We start from the raw sequence: 15,613 nt of genomic DNA, 5'->3' as shown, positions 1-15,613 counted from the left end.
TTTTTGGCCAGTGAATTAGCGACCGGTAAATTTAGGGCGGCGCTTTTCTTTGAACGCCTTAATCCCTTCATTTCGATCATCGGTGCCAGCCAATACAGTAAAAGCATGTCGTTCAAAACGCAGACCCGTCGCTAAGTCTGTGTCCATGCCTTTCAGGATGGATTCTTTTGCAAGACGCACAGCTAAAGAACCTTTACTGGCAATAACACTGGCCAACGACAGCGCTCTTGTAACCGTTAGTTCGGGTTGGGTGATTTCACTGATGAGACCTGCGTCTTTTGCTTGCTGGGCTGTGATAGGTAGACCGGTAAGCACCATTTGCATGGTGAGGGATTTGCCGACGGCTCGAAGAAGACGCTGGGTTCCACCAGCGCCAGGCATAATGCCTAAATTGATTTCTGGTTGGCCAAACTGAGCATCGCGACCCGCAATCAAAATGTCGGCATGCATGGCTAATTCGCATCCGCCGCCTAAGCAGTAACCATTGATGGCCGCGATCACTGGCTTAGAAAAACGCGTGATACTTTGCCAATACTGCTGACGTGGATCGTTTAACATACCTACAAGGTCACGCTCTGCCATCTCGTTAATATCAGCACCGGCAGCGAAGGCTTTCGAGTTTCCAGTTAGTACTAGCACTCGAATATCGTCTGACACCTCAGCTTTGTCCATGACATCAGAAAGTTCTGCCAACAGTTCAGTCGTAAGGGCATTCAGCGCCTCTGGGCGGTTCAACTGCACTAGTTGAACGCCACTCTCGACCTGATGCACCACCAATAATTGGTAATTGTCATTTTTCATTTGATTCAAACACTCGATCTTATTGTTATTTATTTCTTAACCGATCAGAGCTCTGAGACTCTGTTTCGTTTCGATAAATATTAAGATGGACCATAAATTGATACAAAACAACTTAATTTTTAAGATTTTATGTATCCTTTTAAGTTTTACTTGCATCACTTGATTGGCAAAATAAAAATAAACCAATATATTCAATAAGTTATGTTAAACACAATTCTGAAGTCGTTTTAAAATTTTCATAAATCACTCAAATCACATTGCTTTAACACTTAAAAAAGGATTGTTTTCTGGAAATACGATACAAAAATAGCTATAAATAATATAAATAATAGAAATAATAGAAATAATAAAATACATAGAGAGATGCATTTATGCCGTATTACAAAATTGATGGTGTTACACCAGTGGTAGACCCGAGCGCCTATATCCACCCAACAGCCACACTTATTGGCGACGTGATCATCCAAAAAGGTTGTTATGTGGGCCCTGGCGCTTGCCTAAGAGGGGACTTTGGCCGAATCACCATGGAAGAAGAGTCAAACATTCAAGATAATTGTGTGGTTCACGGTTTTGCCGGTAGCCATACTGTCATTAGCAAACGTGGACACATTGGCCATGGTGCAGTGTTACATGGCTGTGTCATTGGGGAAGACGCGCTGGTTGGTATGAATACCGTGGTTATGGACGGAGCCGACATAGGCGAAGGCTCTATCGTTGCCGCTTGCTCTTTTATAAAAACCGGCTTCACCTGCTCTCCTAGATCCATGATAATGGGCACCCCCGGAAAAGTAGTTCGCTCTGTGTCCGATGACGAATTGAAATGGAAGCAAACCGGCACGCGTGAATACATCGAACTTTCTAAACGTTGCTTAACATCAATGGTTGAATGCGCACCGCTCACTTCTCTTGAGCCCAAAAGACCGACACTGCAAACAGGGTCCCATCAACCAAAAAGCTAATACTGTCTTTCATGTAAAAACATTAGTCTAAAGCAGCACAAGGCTATTTCACTTTACTAAGCTGAACAGGTTTAAGAAAATAGCCTGTCGACTTTACTCACTGGATTACCAGTCACTAATGAATAAACTTACTACTTTAGATACGTTAATTACTCGGTTCCAACAGCAGAAGCCCATTCGAGCGTCCTCACTTGTGATCACACTGTACGGCGATGCCATTGAACCTCATGGCGGCACGGTATGGCTCGGCAGTTTAATCAAGTTACTTGAACCTATGGGCATCAATGAACGACTGATGAGAACCACCATTTTCCGCTTAACTCAAGATGGCTGGCTAACCAACGACAAAGTGGGAAGAAAAAGCTATTACAGTTTAACAGGCTCAGGACGACGCAAGTTTGAGCAAGCTTTTCGACGTGTATACAACTCTAATCAGACTGTCTGGGACGGCTCATGGTGCTTAATCATGACGCAACAATTGTCACCGGAAGAACGAAAGCAGCTCTTAGATGACCTGAGTTGGCAAGGCTTTGTTGTGCTAACAGGCCAACTGATAGGCAGCCCGATCACCAACTTAAGCGATATTAATACCGTGCTGATATCATCCGGTCTGCAAAATAAAGTTATTGTCTTTAAAACCCAGCAACAAGAAGAGCTGGCAGGAAAGCAGGTTCGAACGCTCGTAAGAGAATGCTGGGAACTTGATAAGCTCGGCGTACAATACCAAGAATTTATAAATCTGTTTCGCCCAGTATGGCAAGAGCTAGGCGACAAAGAGAGCCTTGATCCGGAATCCAGCTTCCTAACTCGCACCTTACTCATCCATGAATACAGAAAGCTGTTACTTCGTGATCCCCAACTTCCCGATGAACTCCTCCCTGGCGACTGGGAAGGCCGAGCAGCACGCCAGTTATGCCGCAATATTTATCGCAAAGTCACGCCAGCGGCAGAGCAATGGCTTGGCAATAACCTTGAATCCGCAGATGGCCCACTTCCTGAAGCCTCCCAATCGTTTTACCAACGATTTGGTGGGCTCAATTAGTCCCAACAGTCGATTTTGAACGATTATCCATTAAAAATGGCCATCAACTCACATTGATGGCCATTTTTTAATACGTCTCAGTCTATTTATGTATTTGCCAATTCTCTATTACCTCAACAAAATGACTTAAAAATAAGTTCGTCTGATAGGCATCTAAAGCCCGATGATCAATGGAAAGCGAGACATAACATTTGGGCCGAATGACAATTGTCTCTTCACCGTTTATTTCTTCCACAACGGCTCTTTTTTCGAGCTTACCGATTCCTAATATGGCCACCTGAGGTTGGTTGATGATGATTGGAGCGGCAAACAAGCTACCACTAACACCATGATTTGAGATCGTGAACGTTCCGTCACGCATGTCAGCTGACGTTAATTTGCCTTGTCTGGCTTTATCCGTCTGGTGTTGAAGCGCTGAGGCAATGTCATACAGATTCTTTTCTTGAACCTGTTTAACAACGGGGACAACGAGTCCATCATCACCGAGTGCCGTACCAATACCAATGTTGATGTCCTTAAAAATTTCTAGACTGTCCTCATGAAAGCGCGCATTCACCATTGGCACTTTTTGAATGGCTTTTGCACTGGCTGCCAAGAAATAAGCTGTAAAAGTCAACTTAACACCCGCTTCTTCAAATCCCATTTTGCACTGATTTCGATGCTCTATAACACGTCCCATATCCATTTCGAAAACGCTCGTCACATGCGGAGAGGTGTGTAATAAACTCTCCACCATATGACTTGCGATCTTTTTACGCATGGGACTGTGAGGCACGAACTCACTCTTTAGCTCATTTAATGTTTCAGACGATGCACACACATCTGACTGTGTTTGAGTATGATCATTCTGCGACTCTACGAACGCTAAAATATCGTCACGTGTGACCCGACCACCCTTCCCAGTCCCATTGATAGCCGCTAAATTCAAGCCATACTTTCTTTGGAGTTTTCTCACCGCTGGACCGACCAAATGCCGCTTAGAGGTATCTTCAGTGGCATTAATTCCACTTGCCTCTACCCTTGCCTCATGTTTTGCACTGACATCGCTGCTGGCTTCAGACGCTATCTTTTGTGAAGACTCTGCTTGCTCAGCACAATTTAAGCGGCCAAGAACGGTGCTTTCATCGACATCAGCTCCTGACGTAGCAATAATATCAACAATTATTCCGTCGCTTTCGGCGCACACCTCCATCGATACTTTGTCCGTCTCTAACTCTAGGATCGGGTCACCTTTGCTAACATGATCACCCTTACCAACTAGCCAGCTTGAAACGACCGCCGCTGTGCCTTCTAACGTACCTTTTGGAAGGGTAATGGTCATGGATTCATTCATCTTTTTCCCCTTACACTTCAATCAGTTTTTTCATGGATTGGGCAATTTTTTGCTCAGTCGGAACCGCTTCTTCTAACAACAAAGCATTATGAGGGTTAGGAATATCGGGCATGGTGAGACGCTGAATCGGAGCATCTAGACTGAAGAACAATTCGTCGGCTAATGTCGCGGCAATTTCCGCGCCAAAGCCAGCGGTTCTATTGTCTTCATGCACGATCAGGCAGCGCCCTGTTTTTTCAACCGAAGCCAGTATCGCCGTCTTATCCCAAGGCTGAATGGTACGAAGATCAATCACCTCTATATCTAAATCCAGACTTAACGCCGCTTTTTCACAGCGTTCTACCATGGCTCCCCAACACACGACGGTTAAGGCCGCACCTGAAAGAATCGTCTTAGCTTGCCCAAAAGGAATGATGTACTCATCACCTGGATAAGGGCGACGTGACCAGCCATTGTCTAATAACGAACGATGCTCAAAGAAAATCGTTGGGTTGTTATCTCTAAGTGCGTAACGCAGTAACCCCACCGCGTCTTCCGCGTTCGAAGGCATGGCTAACTGCCATCCCACTTTGTGCGCCCATTCGACTTCATCACTCATGGAGTGCCAAGGATCGCCTCGACGCGCAAAACCACCTGGGATCCGAACTACCATGGGGGCTGCAAATTGATTGTTGGTTCGCCAGCGCATAATGCCTGTGTCTGATAACTGCTCTGCCGCAGGCTCCGCATATTTACGAAACTGGATTTCTGGTACCGGCATCAGCCCACTGAGGGCTAAGCCTACTGAACGCCCAATAATGCCCTCTTCCGATAAGCTGGTATCAAATACTCGATGGTTGCCAAATTTTTCATTCAGGCCAAGGGTCGCCGCATGGACACCTCCTTTCGGGCCAACGTCTTCTCCGAAGACAAGAACTTTAGGGTTTGTCTCAAGTTCATAGTCCAATGTCTTGCGGATCGCAGTGAGCATATTTAAACGAGCCCCTTCTGGCTTAGGCTGTTCACTTTGCACTGGAAACGTATGCCCACTGGCTGCCAATCCACCTCGAAGCTGAACTTGATCTTTTTCAGCGTATACATATCGAGTTAGGCTATCAGGATCAGGCTGTTGACGCAGCTTAGCACTATCAACAGATGCTCGAATCGCCGTATAGCATTCATCTTCCAACGCTTGCCATTCGTCAATCGCGATTAAGCCCTTGTTCAATAGATAGCTTCTTAGCTTTGGCAATGGGTCTTTAGCTTGCTCTTGCGCAATGAAATCTGCAGATTTGTAAGTTTGGGTGTCTTGGAAGGTATGACCACATAAACGTGGCACTTTTAATCGTAGTAAACACGTTCCCTGACCGGATCGCACATACTCGACCGCCTCTTTAATCAGGATTGGCGTTAGTTCAGGGTCGGTACCATCACCGTCAATAATCTTCAGATTTTTATAGGCTTTTAGATTTGCTACCTGATCACCACCCGGTGTTTGCACTTCCTGCGGTACCGAAATGCCATAACCGTTGTCTTCAATATAAAATAGATGCGGTAAATTATTCGTCGTCGAGATGTTTAGTGCCGCCCAAAAACCACTGGTCGACATTGAAGAGTCGCCTCCCATTGAAACAGCAATCGCACCTGCGTAGCTCTCATCTTTTAACTGTAATTGGTGATACCTAATGGACTGTGCCCAACCTGAAATCGGCGAATATTGAGCCCCTACACCACCACACATTGGGAACAACATAGCGCCTTTTCTATTCACATTAGGGTAGTTACATACGACACCGATGTCTCTGCCATCACTGTAACCACCCGATTTTGCCAAAGGTGATGCCACCACCTCATCTAGCTCGATCCCCAAGCTCATCACAAAGGGTCTTGAACGATAGTAGCCCGTCGCAGCGTCATGAGGATGCGTCAAAAGAGAACCTAAAAGAATTTGGGCAAAGTCGTGCCCGCGAGCGGAAAACTGATTAAACACTAATTTCTCAGGCACAAGCTCATGTTCTTCAATGTCATCAAGAGCGCGAGATAAAAGCATTAATCGACTGACGCTTCGCCAATCAAAATCAGGCTTATTTGTATTAAGCTTTGAAGTGCATGTTGGATTTTCTAGCAATTCATTCATTAAGACACATCCTCTTTCATTGCTTTTCAGCTTTATTTTTATAAGTAAGATGTAGTTAATGTTATCCACGAATTGACGAAATTATCTTTCTTAATTGCTATCTCTTTGCCACACTAAGCAACAAAGTTTCTTCAAACAACAATAAAGGGAAACAGTTCGTGCTGGATAAATTTGATATTAGTATTCTTGCAGCGCTGCAAAATGACGGCCGTTTAAGCAACAGGGATTTAGCGGATAAAATAGGACTTTCGAACGCACCATGCTGGCGTCGACTAAAACGTTTAGAAGACGAAGGCTACATCAGTGGCTATAAAGCTGAACTGAATGCGAAAAGGCTGAACTTAAATGTGATCGCTTTTGCACAGGTATCAATGGACAATCATCATCCTGAAACCCTTGAGCCTTTTCTCTCCATTGTCAGTGACTGCCATGAAATACAAGAGTGTCATTCCGTCAGCGGCGATTGCGACTACCTACTAAAAATTGTCACGAAAGACCTAATCACCTATGACGAACTACTAAGCCAAAAGCTCTTACAAGCTAAAGGCGTGCGCTCCGTGAATACCATGTTTTCAATGAAACAACCCAAGGTATCGAGAGAATATCCATTGCATGAATTTCCCATTAGTGACTTTTCGTGAAGATGCGACTTACAGACTGAGTCGATACTGTAACGCGCCGCTATTTTTGACATCACTTGATTAACCTGAAATTAGATATGAATGTTACCGAAGCGAGTGACACCACTAAACTCCTAGACTAGGGGGCAAACTAACATTTATATGCAAGAATCGATGTCCTCTACACATCCCCCCTTAATCCCACGCACGCCTATCAAGCGGTTAAGACGTCGATGCCTTGGTCTTTCAATTCGTTGTACGCACTGTCTGGCAAGCCGCTGTCGGTAATGACGGTATCGATGCATTGCATGTCCAGCGCATGGAAGGCGGCTATTTGGCCGTATTTTGAGATATCTGGTGCAGGGCACGGTGAAAGCCGTGTTTGATATCGACAGTCCCATGATAAATCGCTTTAGCGAAGCCGACCAACAGGGTATTGAGCAATTGGTGCAGACCTTTACGAAGGCCTGTGATTGGCAATGGTCGATCTAACGGCCTTCGAACTGAGAGTGCCTCCCACTCTCAGTGGCCCATGTTATGGGGCGCACCGAGAGCTTTAAGCACGGGGCTAGGTCTAAATATCGCCTAGACAGACGTATTTCATTTCTAGGTAGTCATCCAGTCCGTACTTTGAGCCTTCACGCCCTTGCCCGGACTCTTTGACGCCACCAAATGGGATCATCTCTGAGCTGATGGCTGTTTCATTGACACCCACCATCCCGTATTCCAAACGCTCACTCACGCGCCACGATCGGGATTGATCTTTGGTAAACACGTAGGCGGCTAAACCGAACTCTGTGTCATTTGCCATCGCGATGGCTTCGTCTTCCGTTTCGAATTTAAAGATCGGTGCCACTGGCCCAAATACTTCTTCTTTCGCCAAGCGCATTGTTTGATCCAAATCGCGGATCACGGTTGGCTGGAAGAAAAAGCCGGTGCCTTTATTGAGCGCTCCGCCGATGGTGAGCTGCGCGCCTTTTGCTAGCGCATCCGCTACCAACTCCGCCACACCCTCTGCGGCATGACGAGTAATCAATGGCCCCATGGTGCTGCTGTCCGCTAGGCCATCCCCCAAGACAAAGTGCTCTACTTTTTCTGTTAGGCGGCGCACAAATTCTTCGTAAATGTTGCTATGGACTAAGATGCGATTGGCACAGATACAGGTTTGTCCCGCGTTTCTAAATTTTGCCATCAACGCGCCCTGCACGGCTTTATCGATGTCGGCGTCGTCAAACACCAAGACTGGGGCATTACCACCCAACTCCATGGACGTGCGCTTAACGGTCTGGGCCGTTTGCGCCATCAAGATTTTGCCGACGCGAGTGGAGCCCGTGAAGGTCAGCTTTTTGACCAGTGGGTGACCAGTCAGTTGCTCACCAATCTCTGACGATTGTTTGCTAGGGATGACGTTGATCATCCCTTTGGGGATGCCTGCACGCTGTGCCAGCTCCGCGAGCGCCAAGGCCGAAAGCGGCGTTTCTGCGGCAGGTTTCAGGACAACCGAGCAACCCGCAGCCAGCGCTGGGGCAATTTTTCGCGTAATCATGGCGTTCGGAAAGTTCCAAGGCGTAATCGCTCCCACCACACCAATCGGCTGCTTGATGACCATAGAACGACGATCTTGTGTTGTGCTGGGCAAGATGTCGCCGTAGATGCGCTTGGCTTCTTCGGCAAACCATTCGATGTATGAGGCACCATAAGCCACCTCACCTTTCGATTCCGCTAACACCTTGCCCTGCTCAAGGGTCATGATCGTGGCTAAATCTTCTTGGTTCGCCATCACCAGGTCAAACCACTGACGCAGTAGCGCGGATTTTTCTTTGACGGTTCGCGTGTTCCAATCCGTCATGGCCACATTCGCGGCTTCAATCGCGCGCTTGGTTTCGGCGGCCCCTAAGTCGGCGACGGTGGCGATGCACTCACCGTTCGCAGGATTGAACACATCAAAGGTTTTATGGGCGTCTGCTGACACCCATTCGCCGTTAATCAACCCTTTTGATTTGAGTAAGCTTTGATCCGTTAGTTTTTGCTCGAACATTTTATGCTCCTAAATGTAGGGCCGAAGCCCTACTTTGGTAAAATTACTGCGCTTGTGTACGACCTGCAGATTGCTCGGCAGTGATAGGCTTAGCCAGATCGGCCTCAACATAGCGAATGCCCTGCTCCTCATCTTTTAACCCTTTAAACAGGGCCCAACACATAAAGATAAAGACAATTGAGAACGGAAACGCCGCCACAATAGAGGCTGTTTTTAGGGCATCAAGCCCGCCTGATACCAAAAGAATGCCTGATATCACACCCAGCCCGACGCCCCACGCTGCGCGTAGCCAATTCGGTGGATTGGTACAGCCCTTGGACACGATCGTACTGATGACCAAAGTGCCCGAGTCTGCTGAGGTCACGAACCAAGTCAGAATCAAGAATGTAGACAGCGCAGCCACCAATGTGGTCATAGAGTCCACACCGAGCGCTTCAATGGTGCTGTAGAGCGCTTGAGTCATGTCGGCATTCACCACTTCGGTCAGTTGTCCCCCTTGGAACAAGTCGATATGAAGCGCCGTGCCACCAAAAATCACGATCCAAAGGAAGCCGCCCAGTGGTGGAATCACGAGCGCTGACAGCAGGAATTGACGAATAGTGCGGCCACGAGAAATACGCGCAATGAACATACCGACTAATGGACCCCAAGATAACCACCAGCCCCAGTAGAACAGTGTCCACCAGCCTTGCCATTGACGTTCAGGATCTAGATCGACCCAAAAACCCATAGATGCAAAAGATACGGCGTAGTCACCAATGGCGGAGACCGCTAGGTCGAATAAGAATACGGTTGGACCTGCAATCACAAAGAACAAGATAACGAGAGTACTGAGACGAATATTCCAAATACTTAAGACTTTGATACCACGGCCTACCCCCGATACGGCCGACACCGTTGCAATCAGCGATACGACGGCAATCAATATCAGTTGAGACTCTGTGGAGATGGACATACCGAACAAATAGTTGAGTCCGGCGTTCATTTGCGATACCCCAAGGCCCAATGTCGTGGCGGTACCAAATAAAGTACTAAAGATCGCCAACAAGTCGACGGCATGACCGATCGGGCCGTTTACACGCTCACCCAAGAGTGGGTATAGCCCCGAGCGAACGGTGAGCGGTAAGCCACGGCGGTAGCAGAAGTAAGCCAGACACAAGCCGACCATAATGTAGACAGCCCAGCCATGAATCCCCCAGTGAAACATGGTGATCTCGATCGCCATTTGCGCCGCTTCGACCGTGTTTGGCTCAATGCCTTTCATGTCTAAGAAGGGATTTCCCTGCATATGAGTAATCGGCTCAGCGATACTCCAAAACAGCAAGCCCGTACCAATGGCACAACTAAACAGCATGGAAAACCAAGCGGTAAAGCTGAACTCAGGGGTTTCGTCGTCGGCGCCTAAACGAATTTGACCAAAGCGGCTAAACGCGACCCAGACAGCAAACGCTAGGACACCGCTCAAGATCAAGATGTAATACCAACTAAAATTGGTGGTGATCCATCCGTTGAGGGTATTAAAGATATCATTGGATAATTTGACGTTGGTGACCGCGAACACGACAAACACAAACACCATTAAGCTTGATGCGATACACATAAACTTATTAGTGCCCAGCCATGTGTCACGGCTCTCGACCGAATTGCTAGGTTTCATATTAACTCCTAAGCCACCCCCATTTTCGGGGGCTTTATTTTTATTTTAATGTTGTACCAAGCGCTTTTTCAGGGTGCAGAAACCTCCCCAAAGGGCGTTTTAGGCCATTCAGGTGTGTAGGTTTACGGCAATGAAAAAGGTTGGCGACCTAGCGCATCACAAAAGGATTCGACATAGGTTCACTTGAGGTGCTAATCCAAGTCGTTCGCACTCGAACATAGTCTTGGATGGCTTGTATCCCAGCTTCACGCCCATAACCTGATTGGTTAACACCGCCAAAAGGCGCCATGGGTGAGACAGCACGATACGTGTTTACCCAACAGATACCGGACTGTATCTGCTGCGATACTCGCAAGGCTTTGGATAGGTTTTCCGTGAACAAACCCGAACCCAAGCCAAATTCTGAATCGTTCGCTAATGCAATCGCCTCTTCTTCCGTATCAAAACATGCGATCGACATGACGGGGCCAAACAGCTCAACGTGGAGTGTTTCGATATCGGTATTTGGGCACTCAACAATGGTAGGCGCAAAATAATACCCTGCGCCCATGTCTTTAAGACGCTCTCCGCCGATTAAGATCTTGCCGCCCTGCTCGGTTGCTTTTTCTAGGGCCCGCTCGATGCCTTCGATTTGCGCCATGGTGCATAAAGGCCCGATGTGGGACTCAGCGTCTAACGGATCGCCAACCTTGATTTGTGCGGTACGCTCTAACAGTCGATCACGCAGAGCTGGGTAGAGATCACGTTGCACGTAGACTCGAGACCCTGCGACACAGGATTGACCCGATGCACCAAAGTTACCGGCGATAATGCCGTTGGTAGCGCTCTCCAGATTCGCGTCATTAAAAACCAGAATCGGGGATTTACCCCCCAACTCAAGCGATGTCACAGCGAAATTATTGGCCGTATTACGCACGACATGTTTTGCCGTTTCGGGACCGCCAGTAAACGCTAAACGGTCAATGTCGGCATGGGACGTTAATGGAATCGCACAGCCCTTGGCATCGCCTGTGATGACAGAGATTACACCGTTAGGGAAACCGGCCTTTTCAATCAACTTAGCAAACTCTAGGATCGCAACTGGGGCCATCTCAGAGGCTTTGATAATGACACTACAACCAGCGGCCAAAGCCGGTGCAAGTTTGGTCGCCGTCAGGAACATTTGTGCGTTCCAAGGCACCACCGCAGCGACGACGCCAATCGGCTCAGGCTTGGTGAATACATGCATATCTGGCTTATCAATCGGCAGCGTCTGCCCTTCGATTTTATCCGCTAGACCCGCGTAGTAACGGTAGTAGTTCGCCACGTATTTGGCTTGAGATTGGGTTTCCGCGGCGAGCTTACCGCTGTCAGTGGTTTCCACTGCTCCTAACGCTTCGGAATGCGCTTCGAGCTGATCCGCGAGTTTGTGCAAGAGTTGCCCACGCGCTGAAGCGGTCAAACCTGCCCAAGCGGGATCTTTCAGTGCACGACGAGCGGCTTTTACCGCACGATCAACGTCCTCTGGTTCAGCACAGGCGAAGGTCGCCCACTGTTGGCCTGTCGCAGGGTTCACCGTTGGCATCACATTGCCAGCGGAGCCTTCGACCCATTCGCCATCAATGTAGAGCAAGTAATGAGGTAATGTTATTTTTGACATACTGACGCTCGAATTGTTTAGTTGAAGGCAGGCATAACTTCGTCTATGAAGCGACGCAACGAGGTTTCTTTTTCTGCTCGGGTCATGCCGGAATCACTCCAGTAGGCAAACTCGTCGTAACCCAATTCTTCGTAATATTTTAGACGCTCAATGATTTGCTTAGACGTACCGATCATGAGGTCCTTACGAATGTCTTCACGCTTATAGAAAGGATGATTATCGATTTCTTCCTGACTGAGCGTTTCAACTAAGCCTTGGCTGATTGGGCGCTCATTCTTAAACCAAGCACCGAAATAGCAGTAGAACTCATGGAGTTTGCGGGTCGCTTGTTCGAGTTCTGCTTCATCATTCGCCACGTAAGCGTGTTGCAAGATCATAATCTTGGTACGCTTATCAAACTTGGCACAGGCCTCATTGTATTTACTGATCAGGGACTCCACTTCTTCTAGCCCTTGCCACAATGGTGTGACTTGCACGTTGCACTCTTGGCTTAGGGCAAACTCGTGACTGTTGATGTCTCGTGCTGCCACCCAAATTGGCGGACCATCTTCTGTTAGCGGTTTGGGTGAAGACGTCGTTTTAGGAAAGTTGTAATGTTTGCTTTCTTGGGTGTGATCCCCTTTCCAGAGTCCTTTCAGAGCAGGAATCATTTCACGCAGGCACTCACCTGCTTGCCATGCATCCATACCACCAGGCACCATACGCTCATACTCAAATGAGTAGGCACCACGGGCAATCCCTAGCTCTAAGCGCCCTCCGGTAATGATGTCTGTCATGGCCGCTTCGCCTGCCAGCTTGATCGGGTGCCAGTAAGGCGCAACAACGGTTCCGGTACCCAAACGAACATTTTTAGTTTGATGGGCAATATCAATCAGATTTAGAAATGGATTCGGCGCGATGGTGAAATCCATACCATGGTGCTCACCCGTCCAAATGGTTTCCATGCCACCTTCGTCAGCGATTTTACACAGTGACAAAAATTCGTCGTACAATTCCGTTTGGCGCTGGCTTTCGTGAACACGTTCCATGTGAGCAAAAAGTGAAAATTTCATCGAACATCTCCTTCTAAGTCATTACCAACATACAAACGGAAAACACCATGCTGCTTTTCAGTGACAAAGCGATTGACCATCGTGGTGAGATCGTAAGAAATAAAATTCAGATTCTGCAGCGCATCAATTGGCACGTATTCGCAGTTTTCGGGGGTTTGACCACCTGTGCGCTCAACACGATAGAATGCAATAAAGTTTCCGGTGCTGGATTTTTCGTAGACCGAAAACACTTGTCCGATTTCTGACTCACCGCCTAATTGCTCTAAAAATGCAGCTAAGGTCGCACGTGAACCTTTTTCAGAGGAAATATCCACAGCTGGCAAACGGTAACCTTCCGCTGTTTTTTCCACTAAGAGCTTACCGGCGGACTCAATGAGTGCCCCCACACGAGCACATTGACCGTGGGCCACTTCTTCCGCTTTATGCTCCATACCTAAACTAAAATACCCACCTTTGGCATAGCCTAGACCGAATTTCTCATTATGGGTAAAGTGCTCAACCTGTCCGACCAACATGAGATGGTCACCTGCCGGAATTTTTTCAAACGCAGAACAAGAGAAATGGGCCACAGCCCCACTAATCAGCGGCGTGCCAAACGCGTCTTCATGCCATGCCACTTGCGCAAAGCGGTCTTCTTTGGAGCCCGCAAAACAGTTGGAAGCATGCTGTTGGTCTTCGGCTAAGACGCTGACCGCGAAATGCTCACATTGCTCAAAGATGTCAAAGCTAGACAACTTGTTGGCAGGACACACCATCAACAAAGGTGGATCCATCGAAATCGATGTAAATGAGTTGGCCGTGAAACCGACCTTTTCCCCCGTTTTACTAACCGCGGTCACAATGGTGACACCAGTCATAAATGAGCCAAACGCGTTACGCAAAGCCTTAGGGTCATGCGTGGTCATGGGAAACCTCCTCTTTTGGGTCAAAGCACTGTTGCCCAAATTTGATTATTATTGGATTGAGTTCGTCGGCATGCGTCATCGGTGCCATGTGTCGTGCGTCCTCGACAATGTATACGCTGCCTTGTGGACACAACTCAGCCATGGCTTCTGACATCTTCGCGGTAGAATTTGGGTCACCGCGGCCAGTGGCAAAGAGTGCCGGTACGGTTAATGAAGTGAGATCTTCATCGGCTGGGCCATCATTGAAACAGAACACTTCATACGCTTGGCGGTAGCCATCCAAAGACGCTTTGGACAACCACTCGCTACAAAGCTGTGCGTTTTGAATGTCTTCACCGCGCAACGGAAAGTCGAACCAACGTTTTACAGGAGCCGTCACATTGTCTGCCGTGATGCTCTGTTTGATTTGGGCAACACGACTCAACACCGCCTTTTTGGCTTCTTCAGAACGGCGAAACACCGAATTTAATGCCACGACTCCTGCGCATTCATTTGGGTAACGAATGGCAAGATTCAGTGCGATCATAGAGCCCATCGAGTGCCCGACAATCACCGCTGGGGTTGCAATGTCGTTTTGTATCCAGCCCGCAATGACATCGGTGTAATCACTGATATCGTGGCACTCTGGAAACAGCTCACTGCCTCCATGCCCAGGCATATCCACTGCGTACACAGTAAAATGCTGAGCCAGCTCGCTAAGCTGGTTTAACCACGCCTCAAGTCTGAGCCCAACACCGTGGATCAGCACGAGGGATGGCCCCGTACCGACCTTGACATAAGCCAGACCCTGCGACGATTTAGACCGCTGCGGGATTTTCGACATCATGCCCTAGCTCCTTAAGCTCTTGGTAACGATCACCAATACGGTGATGTGGACGGCCGCCTGTGGCCGCACCAAGCACGATTACAATTTCGTCATCTGCCGGTGCATCACAGATATTAAATTGCAGCGTTAGGTAGTGTGAGCGACGACCACCATCGTTTTTATCCATCATTGGCACTGAGATCGTGGCATTTGCGGGGCCGCGTGTGTTGGTAAACGAAAGAAACGACTTAGCTTCCACGGCTTCACGGTAGAAGTTGCCAAAATGCAGCGTATGAATCAGCGCCGAAGCGTGCTCAATTTCACCGTTTAAGCCAACCACAGCCGCTTTACCAAAAGCTTCAATTTGCTCTGCGCCACCCGATTGCTCACAGATACGGTCGGTTAATAATTTACCAAGCTGAGGGCCGAAGTCGCGTATCTCTGGCTTCAGGTCTTCAACGTAACGCCCTGCCCATGGGTTCTTGATGACTGCCGCCACGCCCACCATGCGCAAAGGCTTCTCCGCTTGCTTGAATCCTTCAATGAGGGTTTCTTCTTCAAAGGTCACGATCTTGCGAATTTCTAAACTCATAATGATTTCCTGAAAGAGAATTAAATCGTATGTTTTGTAATATGGTATACCATA

The 15,613-nt window shown here is 48.0% G+C and carries 14 protein-coding genes; 4 read left to right on the top strand and 10 right to left on the bottom strand.

Annotated elements, in window-relative coordinates:
- Positions 1-15: 15 nt before the first annotated feature.
- The gene (gene paaF / locus ACPUEK_RS10045) at positions 16-801 is read right to left on the bottom strand and encodes a 2,3-dehydroadipyl-CoA hydratase PaaF (RefSeq protein ID WP_425643028.1); all 786 of its coding nucleotides are present in this window, start codon (positions 799-801) and stop codon (positions 16-18) included.
- A gap of 371 nt (positions 802-1,172) precedes the next feature.
- Here paaF and ACPUEK_RS10040 point away from each other — a divergent pair, with 371 nt between their 5' ends.
- Positions 1,173-1,760 carry a phenylacetic acid degradation protein PaaY gene (locus ACPUEK_RS10040; RefSeq protein WP_425640615.1) on the top strand — a complete coding sequence of 196 codons (588 nt, stop codon included), beginning with the start codon at positions 1,173-1,175 and terminating at the stop codon, positions 1,758-1,760.
- A gap of 118 nt (positions 1,761-1,878) precedes the next feature.
- Complete coding sequence (paaX, locus tag ACPUEK_RS10035; protein WP_067217887.1) at positions 1,879-2,802, top strand: phenylacetic acid degradation operon negative regulatory protein PaaX; 924 nt, start codon at positions 1,879-1,881, stop codon at positions 2,800-2,802.
- Positions 2,803-2,884: 82 nt separating this feature from the next.
- On the opposite strand, the gene ACPUEK_RS10030 is transcribed toward paaX, so the two are convergent.
- Positions 2,885-4,135, bottom strand: a complete 1,251-nt coding sequence (locus tag ACPUEK_RS10030) for a dihydrolipoamide acetyltransferase family protein (protein WP_425640614.1) — start codon at positions 4,133-4,135, stop codon at positions 2,885-2,887.
- 10 nt (positions 4,136-4,145) lie between these two features.
- Positions 4,146-6,251 carry an alpha-ketoacid dehydrogenase subunit alpha/beta gene (locus ACPUEK_RS10025; RefSeq protein ID WP_425640613.1) on the bottom strand — a complete coding sequence of 702 codons (2,106 nt, stop codon included), beginning with the start codon at positions 6,249-6,251 and terminating at the stop codon, positions 4,146-4,148.
- A 158-nt stretch (positions 6,252-6,409) separates the two neighbouring features.
- On the opposite strand from ACPUEK_RS10025, the gene ACPUEK_RS10020 reads away from it, so the two are divergent.
- Positions 6,410-6,892 (top strand): Lrp/AsnC family transcriptional regulator, encoded by a 483-nt coding sequence (locus ACPUEK_RS10020; protein WP_067217894.1) that lies wholly within the window; start codon positions 6,410-6,412, stop codon positions 6,890-6,892.
- Positions 6,893-7,228: 336 nt separating this feature from the next.
- Positions 7,229-7,363 (top strand): hypothetical protein, encoded by a 135-nt coding sequence (locus tag ACPUEK_RS10015; RefSeq protein ID WP_425640612.1) that lies wholly within the window; start codon positions 7,229-7,231, stop codon positions 7,361-7,363.
- Between the two features lie 82 nt (positions 7,364-7,445).
- Here the strand turns inward: ACPUEK_RS10015 and ACPUEK_RS10010 are convergent, their stop codons facing one another.
- From ACPUEK_RS10010 to ACPUEK_RS09980, 7 genes are all read right to left on the bottom strand, one after another.
- A complete protein-coding gene (locus ACPUEK_RS10010; protein WP_425640611.1) occupies positions 7,446-8,909 on the bottom strand; it encodes an NAD-dependent succinate-semialdehyde dehydrogenase in 1,464 nt (487 codons plus the stop codon).
- A gap of 43 nt (positions 8,910-8,952) precedes the next feature.
- Entirely contained in the window at positions 8,953-10,566 is a 1,614-nt protein-coding gene (locus ACPUEK_RS10005) for a BCCT family transporter (RefSeq protein ID WP_425640610.1), read from the bottom strand.
- 148 nt (positions 10,567-10,714) lie between these two features.
- A complete protein-coding gene (locus tag ACPUEK_RS10000; protein WP_425640609.1) occupies positions 10,715-12,205 on the bottom strand; it encodes an aldehyde dehydrogenase in 1,491 nt (496 codons plus the stop codon).
- Positions 12,206-12,222: 17 nt separating this feature from the next.
- Positions 12,223-13,257 carry an LLM class flavin-dependent oxidoreductase gene (locus tag ACPUEK_RS09995; RefSeq protein ID WP_425640608.1) on the bottom strand — a complete coding sequence of 345 codons (1,035 nt, stop codon included), beginning with the start codon at positions 13,255-13,257 and terminating at the stop codon, positions 12,223-12,225.
- The gene (locus tag ACPUEK_RS09990; RefSeq protein ID WP_425640607.1) at positions 13,254-14,162 is read right to left on the bottom strand and encodes a flavin reductase family protein; all 909 of its coding nucleotides are present in this window, start codon (positions 14,160-14,162) and stop codon (positions 13,254-13,256) included. Before ACPUEK_RS09990 ends, ACPUEK_RS09995 begins: the two co-directional genes overlap by 4 nt.
- Positions 14,149-14,988, bottom strand: coding sequence for an alpha/beta fold hydrolase (locus ACPUEK_RS09985; RefSeq protein WP_425640606.1), 840 nt, complete (start codon positions 14,986-14,988; stop codon positions 14,149-14,151). The genes ACPUEK_RS09990 and ACPUEK_RS09985 overlap by 14 nt, the downstream gene beginning before the upstream one ends.
- Entirely contained in the window at positions 14,960-15,559 is a 600-nt protein-coding gene (locus ACPUEK_RS09980; RefSeq protein ID WP_425640605.1) for an amino acid synthesis family protein, read from the bottom strand. The genes ACPUEK_RS09985 and ACPUEK_RS09980 overlap by 29 nt, the downstream gene beginning before the upstream one ends.
- Between the last annotated feature and the right edge of the window lie 54 nt (positions 15,560-15,613).

Source organism: Marinomonas gallaica, from assembly GCF_049821165.1.
Classification (GTDB): Bacteria; Pseudomonadota; Gammaproteobacteria; order Pseudomonadales; family Marinomonadaceae; genus Marinomonas; species Marinomonas gallaica.
The sequence above is the reverse complement of the archived record's forward strand: the minus strand, read 5'-3'. Positions and strand labels throughout refer to the sequence as shown.

Excerpts from the sequence above, each read along its gene's own strand:
- paaF (WP_425643028.1), bottom strand. The coding sequence starts at position 801 with ATGAAAAATGACAATTACCAATTATTGGTGGTGCATCAGGTCGAGAGT.
- ACPUEK_RS10040 (WP_425640615.1), top strand. The coding sequence starts at position 1,173 with ATGCCGTATTACAAAATTGATGGTGTTACACCAGTGGTAGACCCGAGC.
- paaX (WP_067217887.1), top strand. The coding sequence starts at position 1,879 with ATGAATAAACTTACTACTTTAGATACGTTAATTACTCGGTTCCAACAG.
- ACPUEK_RS10030 (WP_425640614.1), bottom strand. The coding sequence starts at position 4,135 with ATGAATGAATCCATGACCATTACCCTTCCAAAAGGTACGTTAGAAGGC.
- ACPUEK_RS10025 (WP_425640613.1), bottom strand. The coding sequence starts at position 6,251 with ATGAATGAATTGCTAGAAAATCCAACATGCACTTCAAAGCTTAATACA.
- ACPUEK_RS10010 (WP_425640611.1), bottom strand. The coding sequence starts at position 8,909 with ATGTTCGAGCAAAAACTAACGGATCAAAGCTTACTCAAATCAAAAGGG.
- ACPUEK_RS10005 (WP_425640610.1), bottom strand. The coding sequence starts at position 10,566 with ATGAAACCTAGCAATTCGGTCGAGAGCCGTGACACATGGCTGGGCACT.
- ACPUEK_RS10000 (WP_425640609.1), bottom strand. The coding sequence starts at position 12,205 with ATGTCAAAAATAACATTACCTCATTACTTGCTCTACATTGATGGCGAA.
- ACPUEK_RS09995 (WP_425640608.1), bottom strand. The coding sequence starts at position 13,257 with ATGAAATTTTCACTTTTTGCTCACATGGAACGTGTTCACGAAAGCCAG.
- ACPUEK_RS09990 (WP_425640607.1), bottom strand. The coding sequence starts at position 14,162 with ATGACCACGCATGACCCTAAGGCTTTGCGTAACGCGTTTGGCTCATTT.
- ACPUEK_RS09985 (WP_425640606.1), bottom strand. The coding sequence starts at position 14,988 with ATGATGTCGAAAATCCCGCAGCGGTCTAAATCGTCGCAGGGTCTGGCT.
- ACPUEK_RS09980 (WP_425640605.1), bottom strand. The coding sequence starts at position 15,559 with ATGAGTTTAGAAATTCGCAAGATCGTGACCTTTGAAGAAGAAACCCTC.